Raw genomic sequence first — 19,732 nt, forward strand, 5'->3', positions numbered from 1 at the left:
GCGCCCGCACCCCGCACGCCCGAGAGCACAGGACGACACCCCATGAGCAACAGCCGCAAGACCGACAAGGCCTCCGCCACCGACCGCATGCGCGCCGCCCGCGCCCAGGCCGAGCGCTCCGACCGGATCCGCCGCCGGGTGGTGGTCGGCGCCGCCTCCGCCGCCGTGCTCGCCCTCGCCGCGGGCGTCGCCTTCGCCGTCGGCGGCGGCTCCTCCGGCTCCGGTTCGGACGCCGCCGCGAACGGCCCGCTGGTCGTCCCCGCGAACGCGACCGGCGACGGCGGCACGGTGATCACCTACGGCAAGGCCGACGCCCCGCACACCCTGTCGGTCTACGAGGACTTCCGCTGCCCGTTCTGCGAGCAGCTGGAGACCACCACCGGCAAGACCGTCCAGCAGCTCGCCGACGCCGGCACCTACAAGGTCGAGTACCACCTGGCGACGTTCCTGGACAAGAACCTCGGCGGCAAGGGCTCGCGCACCGCGCTGGCCGCCGCCGGCGCCGCGCTGAACGAGGGCGTGGACAAGTTCAAGCAGTTCCACGACGTGCTGTACGCCAACCAGCCGGACGAACGCAGCGACGCCTTCGGCGACGTCAACCACATCCTGGACCTGGCCGGCCAGGTGCCCGGGCTGAAGACGGACGCGTTCGTCAAGGCCGTCCAGGACGGCACCTACGCGCCCTGGGCCGCCAAGGTCAACGAGGAGTTCAACAAGAGCGACGTCACCGGCACGCCGACCGTCAAGCTGGACGGCCAGAAGCTGGACGTCCTCAGCAACGGCAAGGCCGTCTCCCCCGAGCAGTTCACCGCCATGGTCAAGCAGGTGACCGGGTGACGCCCGCCGCCCCGGCCACCCCCGAGACCCCGGCCGCCCCCGCCGCCCCGGCCGCACGGACGGCCTACGGCGCGAGCCGCCCGTTCGCCTGGCTGCTGGTGATCGGCGGCGCGATCGGCCTGTTCGCCTCGGCGGTCCTCACCCTGGACAAGATCCGGCTGCTGAAGGACCCCTCGTACGTCCCCAGCTGCAACATCAACCCGATCATCAGTTGCGGCTCGATCATGCGCAGCGCGCAGGCCGAGGCCTTCGGCTTCCCCAACTCGCTGATCGGACTGGTGGCCTTCGGCGTCGTCGTGGCGGTCGGCGCGGGGCTGCTCGCCGGTGCGACGTACCGGCGCTGGTTCTGGCTCGGGCTGCAGGCCGGGACGGTCTTCGGGATCGGCTTCGTGACCTGGCTGACGTACCAGGCGCTCTACCGGATCGGCGCGCTCTGCCCGTACTGCATGGTGGTGTGGGCCGCCGTGATCCCGCTGTTCTGGTACACCACGCTGCACAACCTGCGTTCCGGTGTGATCCCGGTGGGCCCCCGCCTGCGGGTGGTGGTCCGGGAGGCGGCCCGCTACCACTGGGTCGTACCGGCCCTGTGGTACGCGGTGATCGCGCTGCTGGTCCTCAACCGGTTCTGGTACTACTGGAGCACCCTGATCTGATCCCGTCCGCCGCCCTCCCGCCCCGTCGTCCGGAGCGGGAGGGCCGGCGGACCACTCCTCCTCGTTGGGGGCGCCATGCGACGCAGGATCGTTCTCTTCGTCTCCGTCTCGGTGGACGGCTACTTCGAGGGCCCGGACCACGACCTCTCCTGGAACCTCGTCGACGACGAGGTGCACACCCACTTCAACCGGGAACTCGCCCGGATGGGTGCTTTCCTCTCCGGCCGGGTGACGCACGAGCTGATGGCCTCGTACTGGCCGACCGCCGACCAGGACCCGGACGCCGACGCCCCGATGATCGAGTTCGCGGGCATCTGGCGTGCGATGCCGAAGGTCGTCTTCTCCCGCACCCTCGACCACGCCGACTGGAACACCACGGTCGTCCGCGAGGTCACCCCGGAGTCGATCGCCGCCCTCACCGCCGGCCCCGGCGGCGACCTCTGCCTCAGCGGCGCGAACCTGGCCGAGTCCTTCCTCGCCCAGGACCTGATCGACGAGTTCCGGCTCTACGTCCACCCCGTCGTCCTCGGCCGCGGCACCCTGTTCTTCCGCCCGACCGACCGCCCCGCCCCGCTCACCCTGAAGGACACCCACCGCTTCACCAACGGCGTCACCCTGCTCCACTACGCCCGGGAGCGCGGGGCTACGTCGGCAGCCCGGTGAGCTCGGTGAAGGCGGCCGTGCCCGAGTAGCCGATCAGGAAGCCGACCAGCACACCGCCCCAGAAGTCCTCGACGGTGACGAACGACGGCGCCTCCGACTTCCGCGCGGCGAAGACGATCGCCGCCCCGCTCAGGATGACCGCCAGCACGAGCGAGCCGAGCGTGGTCCCCAGGGGCTGGTCGGCGAGCGCACCCAGGCTCTGCGCCTCCTGCAGCGACCGTCCGAGGCTGCCGGCCAGGCCGCCCGCCACCCCGCCGGTCATCACGTTCCACAGCGCGGCCTTGAGCGGGACGGTCAGTGCCGTGGTGTTGGCGAAGACCCTGCGGCGCTCGGCTCCCGGCGCCCCGGCCCCCGGCAGCGCGCCCTCGGTCTGCTCCGGCGCCAGCCCGTAGACCACGTTGAGCTGCAGGCGGTAGCTCGCGGGCACGAAGAACGGGTTCCGCGGAGTGCCGAGGCGGATCGTCCAGACGTCGGTCGACCCGGGTTCCAGCGCGACGCCCCGGGGCAGGGAGCCGATCAGCGGCACGCGTTCGCGCTCGGCCGGCCGGTCGGCGAAGACGGTCACGCTCGACTCGTCGTACGCGTGGACGTGGGTCTGCCGGGCCCGCCCGTGCAGGGACACCGACGACTCTCCGTAGGCGTGGAGGTGGAGCTGGTCGTCCGCGCCGTCCAGGCGCGCCCGGTCCCGCGAGTTCGCCCGGGCCAGCCGGGCCATCTCCTCCTCGATCCCCCGCGCCTGCTCGGCACGGTCCGGCGGGAGTGCGGCCAGGTCCGCCTCCAGCCGCCGGATCCGGGCCTGCCGCTCCTCGACGGCTGCCGCCAGCCGTTCGACGTCGGCCTCCGGGAGGGCCGGTTCCGCCGCCGGATCCGGCTGCTCGGGCCTCCGCCAGAACAGCTGGGTCGGCAGGCTCATGTCCACCTTGTCGATCCACACCGGCACCGAGAAGGGGTTCTTGATGTGCAGGTAGACCGTGAAGTCCGTGCCCGAGTACACCTGCGGGACGGAGAGGTCGACCGAGAGGTCGAGCAGGCCCAGCTGGGCCGGGGGCTCCGGTGGCGGGGAGGTCACCCGGACAGGCTAGCCAGGCCGGCCCGTCCGGGTGGCGGGTTAGGGCTTGTCTGACAATTCCCGCCGCGCGCACGACGCCGGGCATCCCGGCTGGACGCACCGCCGAATCGTCCAAGTACGTCCAGTACGAGGACGCTCCGGCGGCACGCCCAGCCGGGCGCCCAACGCCGCGCGCTGATGCGACGCGAATTGTCAGACAAGCCCTAGCCCGAACCGCCCGTCAGTCCTCGATCGCGCCGAAGTCGAACGCCTCGACCTCGGCCAGGAGTTCGGCCCGGCGGTCGTCGTCGATGAACGAGGCGCGGAAGGAGTTGGCGGCCAGCCGGCGCAGGGTCTCCCGCTCCAGGCCCAGGGCCTCGTGGACGGCGCGGAAGTTGTCCTCGACGTAGCCGCCGAAGTACGCCGGGTCGTCGGAGTTCACGGTGACCAGCAGGCCGGCCTCCAGCATCTCGCGCAGCGGGTGGTCGGCGATCGTGTCGATGCAGCGCAGGCGGACGTTGGACAGCGGGCACAGGGTCAGCGGGATCTGCTCGCGGACCAGGCGGGCGACAAGTTCACCGTCCTCCAGGCAGCGCAGCCCGTGGTCGATCCGCTCGACGCCGAGGACGTCCAGTGCCTCGGTGATGTACGAGGCCGGGCCCTCCTCGCCCGCGTGGGCGACGCGCCGCAGCCCTGCCTCGGCGGCCCGCCGGTACACCTCGCGGAACTTCGCCGGCGGGTTGCCGACCTCGGCCGAGTCCAGGCCGATGCCCGCGATCCGGTCGAAGTACGGGCGGGCCGCCTCGAAGGTCTCCAGCGCGGAGTCGGCGGACTCGTCCCGCAGGAAACACATGATCAGCCGGGTGCTGATCCCGTACCGCTCCTCGCTGCGCGACAACGCCAGGGTCAGTCCGTCCACCACCACGCCCAGCGGCACCCCGCGCGCGGTGTGCGCCTGCGGGTCGAAGAAGATCTCCGCGTGCCGCACGCCCTGCTCGGCGGCCCGCGTCAGGTAGGCGTCGGCGAGGTCGGCGAAGTCGTCCTCGGTGCGCAGCACGGCCATCAGCGCGTAGTACAGGTCCAGGAAGGACTGCAGGTCGCTGAAGGAGTACGCGGTGCGCAGCTTCTCGGTGTCGGCGTACGGCAGCTCGACCCCGTTGCGGGCGGCGAGTTCGAAGGCGAGCTCGGGCTCCAGGGTGCCTTCGATGTGCAGGTGGAGTTCGGCCTTGGGAAGGGGCATCAGCGATCTGTCCGAGCGGTAGGGGATGGACCTGAAGGTACGAATGAATTCATCCTACGATCCAGGCGATCACCGCCCCGGCTCCGCCGCTCCGCAGGTCGCGAACGGCGCCCGGCCGCCCCGATCGAACGGGTGTACCGGCGAGGGCCACCGGGCACCCCGTAGGAGGGGACTTCCGCCGAGGAGGTACCGAGATGCGGCACGCCGACGCCACCCACATCCGGCCCGAGGGCATCTCCCCGCACGCTCTGGGCAACGACACGCTCCTGCACGAGCTGGAGCAGCTGCACCGCACGCGCCACGAGACCTTCCTGTACGGCTCGGAGGAGGCGCTGAAGCGGCACACGCTGCGCACCGGGCAGCTGGAGGCCGAGTACCTGCACCGCTTCCCCAACCGGCTGGTGACCGCCGGGCGGACGCGGGCCGGCGCCCGGGCCCGGGGGGCGGCGGCCCGGGTGGAGTCGCTGCCGGAGTGACGGGGACGGGCCGGATACCCGGCGGGACACGCCGGGCGCGCCGTGGCGTGCCCGGAGCCGGACCGTCGGGGAGGGTGTGAGGGCAGACGCACCGGCCCCGGCCCCGCACCGGGCCCGGGCCCAGACCCTTCGGGAGCCCGCATGCCCATCGCCAGCGTCAACCCCGCGACCGGCGAGACCCTGGAGACCTTCGAACCGCTCGACGCGGCCGGCATCGAACAGCGGCTCGCCCGCGCCGAGACCACCTTCCACAGCTACCGCACCAGCCCGTTCGCCGCCCGCAAGGAGCTGATGCACCACGCCGCCGACCTGCTGGACCAGGACGGGGAGGCGGTCGCCCGGACCATGACCGAGGAGATGGGCAAGCCGCTGGCCGCCTCGCGGGCGGAGGCCGCCAAGTGCGCGAAGGCGATGCGCTGGTACGCGGACAACGCCGAGGCGCTGCTGGCCGACGAGCACCCGGCCCGGGCCGACGTCGCCGACTCCGGCGCCTCCCGCGCCTACGTCCGCTACCGCCCGCTCGGGCCGGTGCTGGCCGTGATGCCGTGGAACTTCCCGTTCTGGCAGGTGATCCGGTTCGCCGCGCCGGCCCTGATGGCGGGCAACGTCGGCCTGCTCAAGCACGCGTCCAACGTGCCGCGCACGGCGCTGGCGATCGAGGAGCTGTTCCGGCGGGCCGGTTTCCCCGAGGGCTGCTTCCAGACGCTGCTGATCGGTTCGGGCGCGGTCGAGGGCGTGGTCCGGGACCCGAGGGTCGCCGCGGTCACCCTCACCGGCAGCGAGCCGGCCGGGCGGGCCGTCGCGTCCGCGGCGGCGGACGAGGTCAAGAAGGCGGTGCTGGAACTCGGCGGCAGCGACCCGTTCGTCGTCCTGCCGAGCGCCGACGTGGACACGGCGGTGGCGACCGCCGTCCGGGCCCGGGTGCAGAACAACGGCCAGTCCTGCATCGCCGCCAAGCGGTTCATCGTCCACACCGACGTCTACGACCGCTTCACCGCCGGGTTCACCGCGGCGATGCGCGCGCTGCGGGTCGGCGACCCGATGGACGAGACCACCGACGTCGGCCCGCTGGCCAGCCGCCAGGGCCGGGACGACCTGGAGGAGCTGGTCGAGGACGCCCGCACCCACGGCGCCCGGGTGGAGTGCGGCGGCGGGCGGCCGGAGGGCTGGGACACCGGCTGGTTCTACGAGCCGACGGTGCTGACCGGCATCACCCCGGCGATGCGGATCCACCAGGAGGAGACCTTCGGCCCGGTCGCCACCGTCTACCGGGTGGCCGACCTGGACGAGGCCGTCGCGCTCGCCAACGACACCCCGTTCGGCCTGAGCTCCAACGTCTGGACCACGGACGGGGCCGAGCAGGAGCGCTTCGTCCGCGACGTCCAGGCCGGCGGGGTGTTCTTCAACGGGATGACGGCCTCCCACCCGGCGCTGCCGTTCGGCGGGGTCAAGCGCTCCGGGTTCGGGCGGGAGCTGTCCGGGCACGGGATCCGGGAGTTCTGCAACGTCACCACGGTGTGGATCGGCTGAGCCCTCCCGGACCCCCGCTCACCCCGGGCCGGGTCAGGCCGCCGCCCGGTGCCGGCCCGGGCCGGGTGTCATCCAGCGGGCGAGCACGCCGATCATGGCGATCACCGTGAGGCCCCAGAAGATCGCCATCGGCACCAGCACCGCCAGCAGGCTGATCTGGGCGGCGGCCATGCCCATGCCGACCGACAGCGTGATCATGAGCGTCACCACGGTGGGGCTGAGGGTGAGCAGCCAGTTCCAGGCCCGGTGCCCGAAGCCCTGGTTCTTCCGGGCCTCGGGGCCGGTTTCGACTTCCTTGTAGGTCAGCAGGTCCATCGGGATCGCCTCCGATACGGGACGGGAGGAAAGTGCCTGGCCCGGGGGGGTCAGGAGGCCTTGCGCGGGGCCGTGGACTTCCGGCTCCCGGTCTTCTTCGCCGCCGGGGTACGCCCGGCGGCGTCGCCCTTCGAAGCGGTCCGGTCGGCGGCGGACTTCCCTGCGGCGGCCTTCGCGGCCGGCTTCCTCGCGGCGGGCTTCCTCGCGGGGGGCTCGGCGTTCTTCTTCGCCGGCGCGCGTCTGCGCGGCGCGGGCTCCGCCTCCGCCTCCGCCTCCGCCGACCCGACGTCCGACCCGCCGCCCGACCGGCGTCCGCCCTTGGCCTGCTTGAGGCTGCTGCGCAGCGCCTCCATCAGGTCGATCACGTTGTCCGGTGCCTCGCCGCCGTCCTCCTCGTGCGGGATCTCGACGCCCTCCAGCCGCGCGCTGATCACCTGCTGCAACGCCTGCTGGTAGTCGTCGTGCAGCCGGGACAGGTCGAAGTCCTCGGAGAGGGTGTCCATCAGCGACCGCGCCATCTTGAGCTCCTGCGGCCGGACGGTGACGTCCTCCTCGGGCGCGATCCCGGCCGCCGGGCGGACCTCGTCGGGCCAGATGCAGGTCTGCAGCACGAGCGTGTTGTCGTGCACCCGAAGCACCGCGGGCGACTCCCGGGTGCGCAGCGCGATCTTGGTGACGGCGATCTGCCCGGACTCGGTGAGCGCGTCGCGCAGCAGCGCGTACGGTTTGGCGGCCGCCTTGTCGGCCACGCCGACGTAGTAGGCCTTGGAGAACATCAGCGGATCGATCTCGCCCTCGTCGACGAAGGCCAGCACGTCGATGATCTTCTTGCTGGGGAGCGGCAGGTCGGCGAGGTCCGCGTCGCTGAGCGTGACGGTCCGCCCGTCGGGGGATTCGTAGCCCTTGGCGATCTCCGCGTACGGGACTTCCTTCTCCTCCCGCTCGCAGTACCGCTTCATCCGCACCCGGCCGCCGTCCGTGGCGTGCACCTGGTGCAGCGGGACGTCGTGCTCCTGCGTCGCGGAGTAGAGGTGGACGGGGATGCTGACCAGCCCGAAGCTGATCGTCCCCTTCCAGGTGGTCTGCATGGGGTCGCTCCTGTCCGGCGCCGGGAACCGACGGGCGCCGAGGACGCTCGGGGACTGCTCCGACGAATGCCCCGAGAAGTCCCACTCTGCCCGCGTTCGGGCCGATCGGCCACACCGCGCGGACAATGGGCCGAGGAGGGCGATGCGGATGACCGCCACACACCGACCCGGCCACGCTCCGCCACCGGACCGGACGACGTACCGGGTGACCTACACCGTGTTCGGCGAGGTCCGCCGGGACGAGGTCACCGTGGTGCCCGGGTACTCCCGGGAGGACGACATCCCGCGCATCCTCGCGGCCCGGCTCGCCGGGCGGCCCTCCGACCGCCCGGGGCTGCGGCCGGGGCCGCCGTCGGAGCGGACACAGCCGGAGCGGACGCCCGAGGTCGTCGTGCTCGACTTGAGGGAGATCTGACCTCGCCGGACCCCCGCAAGCCTGACCATGCGTCAGATCTGAGCTTTCCGGACACCCTTCGCACCCAGCCTGACCTGGGCTTTTATGTCCGGTAAGCGAACAGTTATCAATGCCTTGTTCCGATACTCGGGCGTAGAAGTTAGGTTGCACCGCAATGCGCGGGTCTGTCCCCCCACCCTGTGGCGACGAGCCGAGGGTCGCCGCGCTGGAAAGGCACAGGGCACCCCTAGATGAGTGCGAACACCACCAAGCCGGCAGCCGCCCAGGTCCCCCACCAGGCGGGACCGGACGGGCACGGCGGCGACGGCCACCTGAAGGCCGGGCTCAAGAACCGCCACCTGTCGATGATCGCCATCGGCGGTGTGATCGGCGCCGGCTTGTTCGTCGGCTCCGGCGCGGGCATCGCGTCCACCGGCCCCGGCATCCTGCTCTCCTACGCACTGGCCGGCGCGCTGGTCGTGCTGGTGATGCGGATGCTCGGCGAGATGGCCGCGGCCGACCCGCAGAGCGGCTCCTTCTCGGCGTACGCGGACCGCGCGCTGGGCCGCTGGGCCGGCTTCTCCATCGGCTGGCTGTACTGGTTCTTCTGGGTCGTGGTGCTCGCGGTCGAGGCGACGGCCGGCGCGAAGATCCTCAACCAGTGGGTGCCCGGCGTACCGCAGTGGGGCTGGGCACTGATCGTCATGGCGGTGCTGACCGCCACCAACCTGTTCTCGGTCGCCTCCTACGGCGAGTTCGAGTTCTGGTTCGCCGGGATCAAGGTCGTCGCGATCGCCGCCTTCCTGGTGATCGGCGTCCTCGCCGCCTTCGGCCTGCTGCCCGGCACCCACGCGGTCGGCGCCAGCAACCTGACCGGCCACGGCGGCTTCCTGCCGCACGGGGTGGGCGCGGTCTTCACCGGCATGCTGACCGTGGTCTTCGCCTTCATGGGCAGCGAGATCGTCACCCTGGCCGCCGGCGAGTCGGAGGACCCGCAGAAGGCGGTGACCAAGGCCACCAACAGTGTGATCTGGCGCATCGGCATCTTCTACCTGGGCTCGATCCTGCTCGTGGTCACCCTGCTGCCCTGGGACTCGGCCGAGGTCAAGGCCAGCCCGTACGTGGCGGTGCTGGACCACATCGGCATCCCGGGCGCCGGCCAGGTGATGGACGTGATCGTGCTGACCGCGGTGCTGTCCTGCCTGAACTCCGGGATGTACACGGCCTCCCGGATGGCCTTCTCGCTCGGCCAGCGCGGCGACGCCCCGAAGGCCTTCGCCAAGGTGACCGATCGCGGCGTGCCGCGGGTGGCCATCCTCTCCTCGGTGGTCTTCGGCTTCGTCGCGGTGTTCTTCAACTACACCTCGCCGGACACCGTGTTCGCCTTCCTCCTCAACTCCTCCGGCGCGGTCGCGCTCTTCGTCTGGCTGGTGATCTGTGCCACCCAGCTGCGGATGCGCAAGATCATCGAGCGCGAGATGCCCGAGCGGCACACCGTCCGGATGTGGCTGTACCCGTACCTGACCTGGACCGCGATGGGCATGATCGGGTTCGTCATGGCGTACATGTTCACCGACGCCGACGGGCGCAAGCAGATGTACCTGTCGCTGGTCGCCGCGGCGATCGTGCTCGCGGCCTCGGCCGTGGTGGGCCGACGGCGACGGGCCGCGGTGGCGGCGGGCTCCTGACCCGTCCGCGCCGCGCGTGAAACGCCGGGCCCGGGAGCCGTTGCGGAGGCTCCCGGGCCCGGTGCCGTTCTCCGGGCCGCCGACCCGCCGCCCTGGCACCGGTGCCGGCACCGGCACCGGCACCGGCACCGGCACCGGCACGCGACAGTTTGACCAAGGCACGTCAAGGGGGATATCTCGGCATGGCGCTCCCCCACGAGCGCTCCCCCACCCCCTCCGGGAGACCCCGTGCCGCCCCTGCCCTCCCCCACGCCGTCCTCGACGCCCTCGCCACCCCCGCCGCGCGCCGAACCCGAGTCCGCGCGCCTGCGCTTCGGCCGCCGGTTACGCCACTGGCGCGAGGCCCGCGGCCTCAGCCAGACCGAACTCGGCCGGCTGCTCGGCTACCACAACTCGCTGATCAGCCGGGTGGAGAACGCCCGCCGCTGGCCACCGCCGGGAATGCCCGCCCGGGCCGACGAACTCCTGCTCGCCTGCGGCGAGTTGGCAGACCTGTGGCAGACCGTCCGGCAGGAGCGCGAACGCCTCGGCGACCTCGCCGCCGCCACCCGGCCGCCACTCGCCACCGGCGCCGCCCCACCGGACGCCGCCACCGTCGAGGTGCTCGCCCACCTGCTCGCCGGCTACCGCGCGGCCGCCGGCCGGATCGGCGGCGAGGAACTGGCCGCCGTCCTGGAGCACCACGCCCGCACCCTGGCCGGCCGGCCCCACGCCGCGCCACAGGAGAGCCCCGCCGCCGCCCGCTCGCTCGCCGCCCAGTACGCCGAACTCGCCGGCTGGGCCCACTTCGAGGGCGAACGCCGCACCCGGGCACTCAGCTGGTACGCCACCGGGCTGGAATGGGCACGCGCGACCGGCGACCAGGCCACCGCGGCCGCACTGCTCACCCGCCAGAGCACCCTGCACTGGTGGCGCGGCGACCCGGCCACCGCGCTCGCCCTCGCCGAGGCCGCCCGGACCGCCGCCCCGCCCCTGGCCGGACTGCGGGCCTGGGTCGCCGTCGCCCTGGCCCACGCCCACGCGCTGGCCGGCGAGACGCCGCAGGTGCGCCGGACCCTGGCGGACGCCCGACGGCTGACCGCGGCCGCGCTGCGCTCGGGCGATCCGACGCCCTGGTCGGCGCGCGCCGACCTGGTCCTGGCGGTCGCGCACGGCACCTGCCACCGGGACCTCGCCGTCCGCACCGGCGGCACCGCGCGTTCCCGCACCGCCCACGCCCACACCGCGGCGGCCCGGCTGGAGGCCGCCCTACGGCTCCTCGACCCGGCCGCCCACCCGCGCGACCACGCCCTGGTCAGCGCCCGCCTCGCCGGTGCCCACGCCCTCGCCGGCCGCCCGGACGCCGCCCGCGCCCTGCTCGCCCGGCTGCCCCCGCACACCACGGGCCGCACCGCCCGTGAGCGGCGGCGGGCCGAGGAGTGGCTGAACAGCTGACCGCCCGGGCAGTCCGACACCCGCCCGCGAGCGGCGGAGGATCCGGTCCGCGGCCGGACGGCGCCGCCCGGCCCGGCGACGAGCGGCGGGCCCGGCGGCGAGGCACCGAGCCGGCGGAGCGGCGGGCTCCGACGAGGCAGCGGGCCCCACGGAGAACGGCGGGGCCGGCCACCACCTGCGGGAGTGGTGGCCGGCCCCGCCGGGCCGGTTCGAGCGGTTCTACCGGTCCGTCCGGCCCTACCGGCTCAGAGGCCGGCCGCCGCCGCGGCGATGTCGGCCGCGTAGGTGCTCACCTGGGTGTAGATGCCCGGGTAGCCCGCGCGGGCGCAGCCTTCGCCCCAGCTGACGATGCCGACCTGGACCCAGCGACCCGCCGCGTCCTTGCGGACCATCGGGCCGCCGGAGTCACCCTGGCAGGTGTCGACCCCGCCCCGGTCGACGTAGCCCGCGCAGAGCGACCCGGCGGTGTTCAGGCCCGGGTAGGCGCCGGCGCAGGTCGCGTCGTCGACGAACGGCACGGTGGCCTTGAGCAGGTACCGCTGCTGGGCCCCGCCCTCGCGTGCGGCGCCCCAGCCCATGATGGTGAAGGTGCCGTTGTCGTAGGCGGTGGAGGTGGCGATCGGCAGGGTGCTGACCTGGCTGCTGTTCACCGGCGAGGCCAGCTTGATCAGCGCCCAGTCGTCGCCGTTCTCGGCGCCGGTGAAGGCGGGCGACTGGTAGACGTACGAGGAGCGGACCGTGATCGCGCTGCCGCTGCGCAGGTCGACCGCGCCGAAGGTGGCGGTGATGCTGCTGTCGGCGCCGGTGCCGTCGACGCAGTGGGCGGCGGTCAGCACGATCTGCGGGGTGTAGAGCGCGCCGCCGCAGCCCATCGAGAGCCGCGCCATGAAGGGGAACTCGCCCTGCGCGGCCCGCGTGCCGCCGACCACGGTCGGCGACGGCGCGGGCGAGGCCGCGGCGGGCAGTACGAGCAGGCCGGCGCCGAACACCAGCCCGGCCAACAGGCTTACCATTCTGCTGAATTGACGCTTCATCAGTCTCCTCCTTGCAGGTGGGGGAGAACCGAGAGTGGCCCGGTGGGCGGCGCCGCAGGAGGGGCCCGGCATTGCCGGTCGAATCTGGCAGGAACACGGCAATGCAGGGTTCCGCGTGCGGAGGCCCTAGGGTGATCGCCCATGCGGGATCTTGCGGCGGGGATGAAGTACCTGATCGAGGGCCAGAAGTGGGTGGGCCGGCACGGCCGCTGGTGGGGCTTCGGGATGCTTCCGGCCCTGCTCGCCCTGATCGGCTACGCGGTCGCGCTCACCTTCCTCGCCGCCCGGTCCGTGGACCTCGCGGGCTGGGCCACGCCGTTCGCCGACCACTGGGGCTCGCCCTGGCAGGCCCTGCTGCGCGACGCGCTCGCGGCAGCCGTCTTCGGCGGCGGCCTGCTGTTCGCCCTGCTCACCTTCACCGCCGTCACCCTGCTGGTCGGCCAGCCCTTCTACGAGGCGCTCTGCGCCGAGGTCGACGAGACCGAGGGCGGCGCCCCGACCCCACCGGACACCCCGCTCTGGCGCGAGCTGCTGGTCGCCGTGCGCGACAGCGCGTACGTGCTGGTGCGGGTGGCGGCGTTCGGCGTGGTGCTGTTCGCCTGCGGGTTCATCCCGCTGGTCGGCCAGACGGTGGTCCCGGCGCTCGGCTTCCTGGTGTCCGGCTTCTTCCTGACCGTCGAGCTGACGGCCGTCGCCCTGCAGCGGCGCCGGGTGCCGCAGCCGGAACGGATCCGACTGCTGCGGGCCCGGCTCGGGCTGGCACTGGGGTTCGGCACGCCGTTGGTGCTGGCGTTCCTGGTGCCACTGGTGACGGTCCTCGCCATGCCGGGTGCCGTCGCGGGTGCCACCCTGCTGGCCCGCGACCTCGTCCCGGCCGGGGACGAGGCAGGAGGAGAGGGAGAGGAGGGGGTCTCGGCCCCGGCCGTTCCCGCACCCGCCGCCCGGCCCGGCCCGGGAAACCCGTCCACGACCCCGTGAAGGGGTGAGCACCCGGTCACTCCGCGTCGAACCCGCGTCGGCACACGTGTGACGCCTCCCACAGGCGGTCCGGCATCTACGATCCCCACTAGTGGACGGCTGCCGCGCGGGCCCCGACCGGGCATCGACGCCGGGCCCGCCCCGGTCCGGGACCGACGGAGTCCGGCCTGAAGAACGCAGGCCACCGCGACTGTCACCCTTGCGTTCCTTCGATGCCACGGGTGACATGACCCCCCGGTCCACAATTCGGGCAAATCACCACAAAGGCACCGACCGGCCCCGCCCGGCCCCGCCCGCAACCACGATGCGGCGTAGTAGTGGGCGCCTTTGCGAGCCGTCACGGGCCCTGCCAAGAATGGCCTGTCGCCACGGCGGCGCGGCCGGTCCGATCCGCCGCGCAGCCCGCCCGCCCCGCCGTTCCCGCCGGGGCGCCACGGCCGTCCCCGACGGCCGCGCGGGCCCCGCTCCCCCGGAGCCCGCGCGATGCCCCGTGCCCGGCACCCCCGGCACGGCCCCCGACGGAGAAGGAACGCCCGCTTCATGCAGCTCAGCCATGCCCGCCGCAACTCCCTGATCACCGGCGTCGCCACCCTCGTGGTCGCGAGCGCCGCCACCGCCGCGCTCGCCATCCCGCAGGCCGGGAACACCGCCGAGGCCGCCGCCCCCGTGGCCGCCGTCTCGGTGGACGGCAAGCCGGTCATCGACCAGGCCCAGGCTGACACCGCTGCCGCTGCCCAGCAGGCCGCCCAGGAGGCCCAGGCCGCGCAGGCCAAGGCCGCGGCGGACGCCGCCGCCCAGGCCCAGGCACAGGCCCAGGCACAGGCCGACGCGCAGGCCCAGGCCCAGGCCCAGGCGGACGCCAAGGCCAAGGCCGACGCCGAGGCCGCCGCCTCCCGCTCCCAGGAGCGCCAGAACCTCGCCACGACCTACTCCGGCACCCCGCAGCAGATCGCCGCGCAGATCGTCCCGGCCGGCCAGCTGCAGTGCTTCAGCAACATCGTGTTCCGCGAGAGCAGCTGGAACCCGCTGGCCGTCAACGCCTCCTCCGGCGCCTACGGCCTGGTCCAGGCCCTGCCCGGCTCCAAGATGGCCTCCGCGGGCGCCGACTGGCGCACCAACCCGGCCACCCAGATCAAGTGGGGCCTCACCTACATGAACACCCGCTACGGCAGCCCGTGCGGCGCCTGGTCGTTCTGGCAGGCGCACCACTGGTACTGAGCCGACCCCTCCACTCGGCGCACCCGGCCCGCGACGCACCTGCGTCGCGGGCCGCGCGGCGTTTCACCCGCACCCCGCCGCACCGCCGTCTGTCGTGGACGCGTCCGGAAGGCCACGTGAAGATATGGCGCACGGTCGTACGATTTGCCGCTAATTGATCTGAATTACACACCGTCAGAGCTTTGCCACAGTTCGCGCGCCCTCTTACGCTCCGGCGTCATGCCCTCACCCCTGATCAGCGTCGTGCTCCCCGCCTACGACCAGCACGAACAGCTCGCCGACTGCCTGGACTCGCTGCTCGCGCAGTCCCTGGCCGACGTCGAGGTGATCGTGGTCGCCGACCGCTCCCCCGAGACGGCGGGCGAGCTCGCCGACGCGTACGCGGCGCGGCATCCGCGGGTGTCCACGCTGCACCTGAACGCGGCGGTGGGGGTCGGGGTGAGCCGCAACGCCGGGGCGGCCCGGGCGAGCGGCGAGTACCTGCTGTTCCTCGACGCCGACCACCTGCTGCCGCGGGACGCACTCCGGACGCTCGCCGACCGGATCGAGCAGACCGGCCCGGTCGACGTGCTGCTGTTCGGCCACTCCCGCCGGCACCAGGACCGGGACTGGCCCGGCGGGGCCGAGGCACTGCTCGCCGAGGTCGGCCCCGAACCGTTCGCCCCCTTCGACCGGCCCGAGCTGTTCGGCGCGCCGCCGCTGATCTGGGACCGGCTGATCCGGCGCGGCCACTGGGAGGACCTCGGGCTCGCCTTCCCGGACGGCCGCTACGAGGAGATCCCGGTCGTGCACGCGGCCCTGCTCGGCGCGCAGAAGGCCGCCGTCCTTGCGCGCGAGTGCGTCCAGCTGCGCCGCCGCGAGACCGTCCACCCGTCCGGCGGGCCCGGCAGCAGCGTCTTCGACCTGTTCGACCAGTACGAGCGCAGCTTCGCCCTGCTGGAGGACCTGCCCCACCTGTACGCGGTGCGCGACGCGCTGTTCGTCCGGATGGTCCGGCACTACCTGTTCGTCTTCGACCTCGCCGGCTGCGTCACCCGCGCCGAGCGCCCGCAGTTCTTCCACCGCGCCGCCGAGCACCACCGCCGTTTCCAGCCGCCGGGCCACCGCCGGCCGGGCGGCCGCGAGGGGATCAAGTTCTCCCTGCTGGCCGGGGGCGCCTACCCGGCGTTCGAGGTCGCCAAGCTCTCGCACATCGCGCGCGGCACCCTCACCGGGCGGAAGTAGCCCGGACGTTCCCGGACGTTCCCGGACCGGAGCCCGACCGTTCCCGGACCGGAGCCGGGCGGCCCGGGAGCAGCCCTCCCCGGGGCGGCCCGCCTCAGGCGTGCGCGGTGCCCCCGTCCGCCGCCATCGCGGCGGCGATCCGGCGGGCGCGCTCGGCCGCCACCCCGGCGGGCAGCGGCGGCAGCACGTCCATCCACAGCGGCAGCGTGGAGCCGCGCAGCTGCGCCATCCCCGCCGGCCGGCCGATCAGCCACAGGTGCAGGTGCGCGGCACCGTCGCCCCAGCGGTTCACATGGACCCGGCCGACGCCGCCGAGCGACAGCACGGCCCGCTCCACCCGCTGGAGCATCGGGCCGAGCCGCCCGGACAGCTCGGCCGGCAGGTCCGTCAGGTCGTGGTGGGCACGGGGCTGGAGCAGCAGGGCGGCGGGCAGGCCGGTCGGCTCGTCGGTCGCGCTGAGGCGCCAGTGCTCGTCGGTCCAGAGGAAGTCGGAGTCGGGGCGGGCGCACTGCTTGCAGTCCTCCGGGCCGTCCTCGCCCTGGCGGGGCGGCTCCGGCAGGTCCGGGGCCCGCAGCGGCCGGACGGTCAGCTCGCCCTCGTACGGGAAGATCTCCCACGACGGCGCACCGTCCGCCGGGACGGGCAGCGGCTCACCGATCGGGAGGCGGCCGAGGTAGGCGTCGGGACCGGCCGGGTCGTCGGCCGCGGGTTCGGTGATCATGGATGCAGACAGTGCCACATGACACCCCGTCGGTGGTACCCCCGTCGCGCCCGGTGCCCGCGCGGCCGGGTGCCTGCGATCATCGGCGGAGCCGTGTCGCCGCACCGCCCGGGAGGTCCCTGGTGAGCCGTCCGTCCGCCGACCCCGGGGCCGAGCTGGCCCGTGAGCTGTCCGCCGTGCTGCGCGGCGAGGTCCGTTTCGGCGCCGCCGAGCGGACCGTCTACGGCCACGACGCCTCCAACTACCGGCAGCTGCCGCTCGGCGTGGTCAAGCCCGCCGATGCGGACGACGTGCGCACCGCGCTGGCGCTGTGCCGTGAGTACCGGGTGCCGGTCGTGCCGCGCGGGGCCGGGACCAGCATCGGCGGCCAGGCGATCGGTCCGGGTGCGGTCGTGCTGGACTTCCGCCGCCACCTCGGCGAGGTGCTGGAGATCGATCCGCAGGCCCGCACCGCCCGCGTCCGGCCCGGCACCGTCCTGGACGACCTCCAGCGCGCCGCCCGGCCGTACGGGCTGCGCTTCGGCCCGGACCCGTCCACGCACAGCCGCTGCACCATCGGCGGCATGATCGGCAACGACTCCTGCGGCTCGCACTCACTCGCCTGGGGCCGCACCGCCGACAACGTGGAGCGGCTGGAGCTGCTGCTCGCCGACGGCACCGAACTGACCGTCGGCGGCCCGCTCGACGCCGGGCAGCGCGCGGCACTCGCCGGGCTGCCCGGGCGGGTCGGCGAACTCCATCGGCAGCTCCAGGAGTTCACCGACCACAACCTCGCCGCCATCCGGCAGGGCATGCCCCGGCTGCCGCGCCGCACCTCCGGGTACCCGCTGGACGCCCTGCTGCCCGAGCACGGCCACGACCTCGCCCGGGCGCTCACCGGCACCGAGGGCACCTGCGCACTGCTGCTCGGCGCCACCGTCCGCCTCGTCGAGGACCCGCCCGCACGCGCCCTGGTGGTGGCCGGCTACCCCGACGAAGGCGCCGCCGCCGACGCCGTCCCCGCGCTCCTGCCGTTCGGGCCGCTGACCGCCGAGGGCATGTCGGCCGACCTGATCGCCGCGCTGCTCGCGGCCGGCCGCCGCCCGCCCGCACTGGACCGGCTGCCCGCCGGCGAGTGCTGGCTCTTCCTGGAGACCGGCGGCGCCACGACACTGGCGGCCTACCAGGCCGCCCGCCGGCTGGCCGACGCGGTCCGCCGCGAGCGCTCGGCCTCCGTCGCGCTGGTCACCGACCCCGCCGAGCAGCGCCAGCTGTGGGCGGTCCGGGAGGCCGGTGCCGGGATCGTCACCCGGCTGCCCGGGGGCGGGGAGGCCTGGCCCGGCTGGGAGGACTCCGCCGTCCCGCCCGAGCGGCTCGGCGACTACCTGCGGGACCTGCGCGCCCTGCTGCGCCGGCACAGCCTGCGCGGCGTCCCCTACGGGCACTTCGGCGAGGGCTGCGTGCACCTGCGGATCGACTTCCCGCTGGACCAGCCCCACGGGGTGCTGGTGTTCCGGGACTTCCTGGAGCAGGCCGCCGACCTGGTGGTCTCCCACGGCGGTTCGCTCTCCGGCGAGCACGGCGACGGGCAGGCCCGCGCCGAACTGCTGCCGCGCATGTACCCGGCCGGGATCATCGACCTGTTCGGCGGGTTCAAGCGGATCTGGGACCCGGAGAACCTGCTCAACCCGGGCGCCCTGGTCGACCCCCGCCCGCTCGACGCCGACCTCCGCTTCGTCACCTCCCCGCGCCGCCCGCTGCCACTGGCCCTTCCGTACGAGCAGGACGGCGGCAGCCTGGCCAAGGCGGTGCACCGCTGCGTCGGCGTCGCCAAGTGCGTGGACCCGACCACCGGGGTGATGTGCCCGAGCTACATGGCCACCGGCGAGGAGCGGCACTCCACCCGGGGACGGGCGCGGCTGCTCGCCGAGATGCTGCGGGGGGACGCGATCCCCGACGGCTGGCGGTCCGAGGAGGTCCGGGAGGCGCTGGACCTCTGCCTGAGCTGCAAGGGCTGCGCGAGCGACTGCCCGGTCCACGTCGACATGGCGACCTACAAGACCGAGTTCCTGCACCAGCACTACCGGCACCGGCCGCGCCCGCGCGCGCACTACGCGATGGGCGGACTGCCGCTCTGGCTGCGCGCGGTGGCGCTCGCCCCCGGGGCCGCCAACGCCCTGGTCCGCTCGCCGCTCGGCGGGCTCCTCAAGCGGCTCGGCGGGATCGACCCGCGCCGGGTGCTGCCGGTCTTCCCGCCGGAGACCTTCACCGCCTGGTACCGGCGGCACCGCGCCGCGCACCCGGCACCGGCGGGCGCCCGCCCGGTACTGCTGTGGCCGGACACCTTCTCCGAGCACCTGCAGCCGAACGTGCCGCGCGCGGCCGTCGAGGTACTGGAGCACCTGGGCTTCGACGTCCGACTGCCCCCGGGCCCGGTCTGCTGCGGCCTCACCTGGTACTCCACCGGCCAACTCGACACCGCCCGGAGGGTGTTGCGGCGCAGCCTGCGCACGCTGGCGGCGGCCGGGCTCCCGGCCGACACCCCCGTGGTCGGCCTGGAGCCCAGCTGCACCGCCACCCTGCGCGAGGACCTGCCCCGACTGCTCGGTCCGGACGGCCGCCCGCTCGCCGAACGCACCCGTACCTTCGCCGAGTTCATCGACGCGTACGCCCCGGACGCACCGCTCCCCCGCGTCCCGCTGGAGGCCGTCACCCAGACCCACTGCCACCAGCACTCCGTGCTCGGCAGCGCCGCCGACCGCCGGGTCGAGTCCCGACTGGGCCTGCACAACCGGGTGCTGGACTCCGGCTGCTGCGGGCTGGCGGGCAACTTCGGCTTCGAGAAGGGCCACTTCGAGGTGTCCGCGGCGATCGCCGAGCGGGTCCTGCTGCCCGAGGTCCGGGCGGCCGGGCCGGACACGGTGGTGCTGGCGGACGGCTTCAGCTGCCGCACGCAGATTTCCCAACTCGCCCACGGACGGCAGGCGTTGCACCTGGCGGAGCTGATCGCCCGGGAGCTGCGCCACACGGAGTGACGCTGCGCGCCCGGGGCCGCCTGCGCCGGCACTGCCCGCACACCCGGGCCACGCGCGTCCGGGCCACGCGTGCGCGGGCTACGCGTGCGCGGGCTACGCGTGCGCGGGCTACGCGTGCGCGGGCTACGCGTGCGCGGGCTACGCGTGCGCGGGCTACGCGTGCGCGGGCTACGCGTG

The 19,732-nt window shown here is 74.0% G+C and carries 18 protein-coding genes; 12 read left to right on the top strand and 6 right to left on the bottom strand.

Translation table 11 applies throughout. The features are described 5' to 3' along the window. Positions 1-42 precede the first annotated feature (42 nt). The 3 genes from ACFV0O_RS07415 (at position 43) to ACFV0O_RS07425 (ending at position 2,153) form a co-directional block, all read left to right on the top strand. Entirely contained in the window at positions 43-837 is a 795-nt protein-coding gene (locus tag ACFV0O_RS07415) for a DsbA family protein (protein WP_380337628.1), read from the top strand. Then, positions 834-1,490: a vitamin K epoxide reductase family protein gene (locus ACFV0O_RS07420; RefSeq protein ID WP_380337631.1), complete on the top strand. Its 657-nt coding sequence runs from the start codon at positions 834-836 to the stop codon at positions 1,488-1,490. Before ACFV0O_RS07415 ends, ACFV0O_RS07420 begins: the two co-directional genes overlap by 4 nt. A 75-nt stretch (positions 1,491-1,565) precedes the next feature. After that, on the top strand, positions 1,566-2,153 hold the full coding sequence (locus ACFV0O_RS07425; RefSeq protein WP_380337634.1) for a dihydrofolate reductase family protein: 588 nt from the start codon (positions 1,566-1,568) through the stop codon (positions 2,151-2,153). Here ACFV0O_RS07425 and ACFV0O_RS07430 read toward each other — a convergent pair. Both ACFV0O_RS07430 and ACFV0O_RS07435 read right to left on the bottom strand, forming a co-directional pair. Beyond that, on the bottom strand, positions 2,134-3,222 hold the full coding sequence (locus ACFV0O_RS07430) for a hypothetical protein (protein WP_380337637.1): 1,089 nt from the start codon (positions 3,220-3,222) through the stop codon (positions 2,134-2,136). The two genes, ACFV0O_RS07425 and ACFV0O_RS07430, sit on opposite strands and share 20 nt — an antisense overlap. A 220-nt stretch (positions 3,223-3,442) precedes the next feature. Further along, positions 3,443-4,441 (bottom strand): adenosine deaminase, encoded by a 999-nt coding sequence (locus ACFV0O_RS07435; RefSeq protein ID WP_380337640.1) that lies wholly within the window; start codon positions 4,439-4,441, stop codon positions 3,443-3,445. 194 nt (positions 4,442-4,635) lie between these two features. On the opposite strand from ACFV0O_RS07435, the gene ACFV0O_RS07440 reads away from it, so the two are divergent. Further along, complete coding sequence (locus tag ACFV0O_RS07440; protein ID WP_363567510.1) at positions 4,636-4,917, top strand: DUF6158 family protein; 282 nt, start codon at positions 4,636-4,638, stop codon at positions 4,915-4,917. Between the two features lie 141 nt (positions 4,918-5,058). Beyond that, entirely contained in the window at positions 5,059-6,447 is a 1,389-nt protein-coding gene (locus ACFV0O_RS07445; RefSeq protein ID WP_380337644.1) for an NADP-dependent succinic semialdehyde dehydrogenase, read from the top strand. 33 nt (positions 6,448-6,480) lie between these two features. Here ACFV0O_RS07445 and ACFV0O_RS07450 read toward each other — a convergent pair whose 3' ends face one another. Then, a complete protein-coding gene (locus ACFV0O_RS07450) occupies positions 6,481-6,762 on the bottom strand; it encodes a hypothetical protein (protein ID WP_360252109.1) in 282 nt (93 codons plus the stop codon). Positions 6,763-6,812: 50 nt separating this feature from the next. Beyond that, a complete protein-coding gene (locus ACFV0O_RS07455) occupies positions 6,813-7,850 on the bottom strand; it encodes a Ku protein (protein WP_380337648.1) in 1,038 nt (345 codons plus the stop codon). Positions 7,851-7,998: 148 nt separating this feature from the next. Between ACFV0O_RS07455 and ACFV0O_RS07460 the strand changes: the two genes are divergently transcribed. The 3 genes from ACFV0O_RS07460 to ACFV0O_RS07470 all read left to right on the top strand — a co-directional run bounded on the left by ACFV0O_RS07460 (position 7,999) and on the right by ACFV0O_RS07470 (position 11,366). After that, complete coding sequence (locus ACFV0O_RS07460; protein ID WP_360252115.1) at positions 7,999-8,265, top strand: hypothetical protein; 267 nt, start codon at positions 7,999-8,001, stop codon at positions 8,263-8,265. Between the two features lie 230 nt (positions 8,266-8,495). After that, on the top strand, positions 8,496-9,932 hold the full coding sequence (locus tag ACFV0O_RS07465; RefSeq protein WP_380337651.1) for an amino acid permease: 1,437 nt from the start codon (positions 8,496-8,498) through the stop codon (positions 9,930-9,932). A gap of 228 nt (positions 9,933-10,160) precedes the next feature. Continuing rightward, the gene (locus ACFV0O_RS07470) at positions 10,161-11,366 is read left to right on the top strand and encodes a helix-turn-helix domain-containing protein (protein ID WP_380337654.1); all 1,206 of its coding nucleotides are present in this window, start codon (positions 10,161-10,163) and stop codon (positions 11,364-11,366) included. 245 nt (positions 11,367-11,611) lie between these two features. Here the strand turns inward: ACFV0O_RS07470 and ACFV0O_RS07475 are convergent, their stop codons facing one another. Next, on the bottom strand, positions 11,612-12,379 hold the full coding sequence (locus tag ACFV0O_RS07475) for a S1 family peptidase (protein WP_380337657.1): 768 nt from the start codon (positions 12,377-12,379) through the stop codon (positions 11,612-11,614). A gap of 162 nt (positions 12,380-12,541) precedes the next feature. Between ACFV0O_RS07475 and ACFV0O_RS07480 the strand changes: the two genes are divergently transcribed. The 3 genes from ACFV0O_RS07480 (at position 12,542) to ACFV0O_RS07490 (ending at position 15,820) form a co-directional block, all read left to right on the top strand. Further along, on the top strand, positions 12,542-13,378 hold the full coding sequence (locus tag ACFV0O_RS07480; RefSeq protein ID WP_380337660.1) for an EI24 domain-containing protein: 837 nt from the start codon (positions 12,542-12,544) through the stop codon (positions 13,376-13,378). Positions 13,379-13,918: 540 nt separating this feature from the next. Beyond that, positions 13,919-14,596, top strand: a complete 678-nt coding sequence (locus tag ACFV0O_RS07485; RefSeq protein WP_380337663.1) for a transglycosylase SLT domain-containing protein — start codon at positions 13,919-13,921, stop codon at positions 14,594-14,596. A gap of 219 nt (positions 14,597-14,815) precedes the next feature. After that, a complete protein-coding gene (locus ACFV0O_RS07490; RefSeq protein WP_380337666.1) occupies positions 14,816-15,820 on the top strand; it encodes a glycosyltransferase family 2 protein in 1,005 nt (334 codons plus the stop codon). A gap of 94 nt (positions 15,821-15,914) precedes the next feature. Here the strand turns inward: ACFV0O_RS07490 and ACFV0O_RS07495 are convergent, their stop codons facing one another. After that, positions 15,915-16,541 (bottom strand): HIT family protein, encoded by a 627-nt coding sequence (locus tag ACFV0O_RS07495; RefSeq protein ID WP_380337668.1) that lies wholly within the window; start codon positions 16,539-16,541, stop codon positions 15,915-15,917. A gap of 122 nt (positions 16,542-16,663) precedes the next feature. Between ACFV0O_RS07495 and ACFV0O_RS07500 the strand changes: the two genes are divergently transcribed. Continuing rightward, positions 16,664-19,555 carry an FAD-binding and (Fe-S)-binding domain-containing protein gene (locus tag ACFV0O_RS07500; protein WP_380337670.1) on the top strand — a complete coding sequence of 964 codons (2,892 nt, stop codon included), beginning with the start codon at positions 16,664-16,666 and terminating at the stop codon, positions 19,553-19,555. Positions 19,556-19,732 lie beyond the last annotated feature (177 nt).

Origin of the sequence: Kitasatospora sp. NPDC059577 (genome assembly GCF_042735475.1) — a bacterium.
Lineage (GTDB): Bacteria > Actinomycetota > Actinomycetes > Streptomycetales > Streptomycetaceae > Kitasatospora.

Excerpts from the sequence above, each read along its gene's own strand:
- ACFV0O_RS07435 (WP_380337640.1), bottom strand. The coding sequence starts at position 4,441 with ATGCCCCTTCCCAAGGCCGAACTCCACCTGCACATCGAAGGCACCCTG.
- ACFV0O_RS07490 (WP_380337666.1), top strand. The coding sequence starts at position 14,816 with ATGCCCTCACCCCTGATCAGCGTCGTGCTCCCCGCCTACGACCAGCAC.
- ACFV0O_RS07440 (WP_363567510.1), top strand. The coding sequence starts at position 4,636 with ATGCGGCACGCCGACGCCACCCACATCCGGCCCGAGGGCATCTCCCCG.
- ACFV0O_RS07480 (WP_380337660.1), top strand. The coding sequence starts at position 12,542 with ATGCGGGATCTTGCGGCGGGGATGAAGTACCTGATCGAGGGCCAGAAG.
- ACFV0O_RS07455 (WP_380337648.1), bottom strand. The coding sequence starts at position 7,850 with ATGCAGACCACCTGGAAGGGGACGATCAGCTTCGGGCTGGTCAGCATC.
- ACFV0O_RS07445 (WP_380337644.1), top strand. The coding sequence starts at position 5,059 with ATGCCCATCGCCAGCGTCAACCCCGCGACCGGCGAGACCCTGGAGACC.
- ACFV0O_RS07425 (WP_380337634.1), top strand. The coding sequence starts at position 1,566 with ATGCGACGCAGGATCGTTCTCTTCGTCTCCGTCTCGGTGGACGGCTAC.
- ACFV0O_RS07465 (WP_380337651.1), top strand. The coding sequence starts at position 8,496 with ATGAGTGCGAACACCACCAAGCCGGCAGCCGCCCAGGTCCCCCACCAG.
- ACFV0O_RS07415 (WP_380337628.1), top strand. The coding sequence starts at position 43 with ATGAGCAACAGCCGCAAGACCGACAAGGCCTCCGCCACCGACCGCATG.
- ACFV0O_RS07460 (WP_360252115.1), top strand. The coding sequence starts at position 7,999 with ATGACCGCCACACACCGACCCGGCCACGCTCCGCCACCGGACCGGACG.
- ACFV0O_RS07450 (WP_360252109.1), bottom strand. The coding sequence starts at position 6,762 with ATGGACCTGCTGACCTACAAGGAAGTCGAAACCGGCCCCGAGGCCCGG.
- ACFV0O_RS07485 (WP_380337663.1), top strand. The coding sequence starts at position 13,919 with ATGCAGCTCAGCCATGCCCGCCGCAACTCCCTGATCACCGGCGTCGCC.
- ACFV0O_RS07475 (WP_380337657.1), bottom strand. The coding sequence starts at position 12,379 with ATGGTAAGCCTGTTGGCCGGGCTGGTGTTCGGCGCCGGCCTGCTCGTA.
- ACFV0O_RS07495 (WP_380337668.1), bottom strand. The coding sequence starts at position 16,541 with ATGATCACCGAACCCGCGGCCGACGACCCGGCCGGTCCCGACGCCTAC.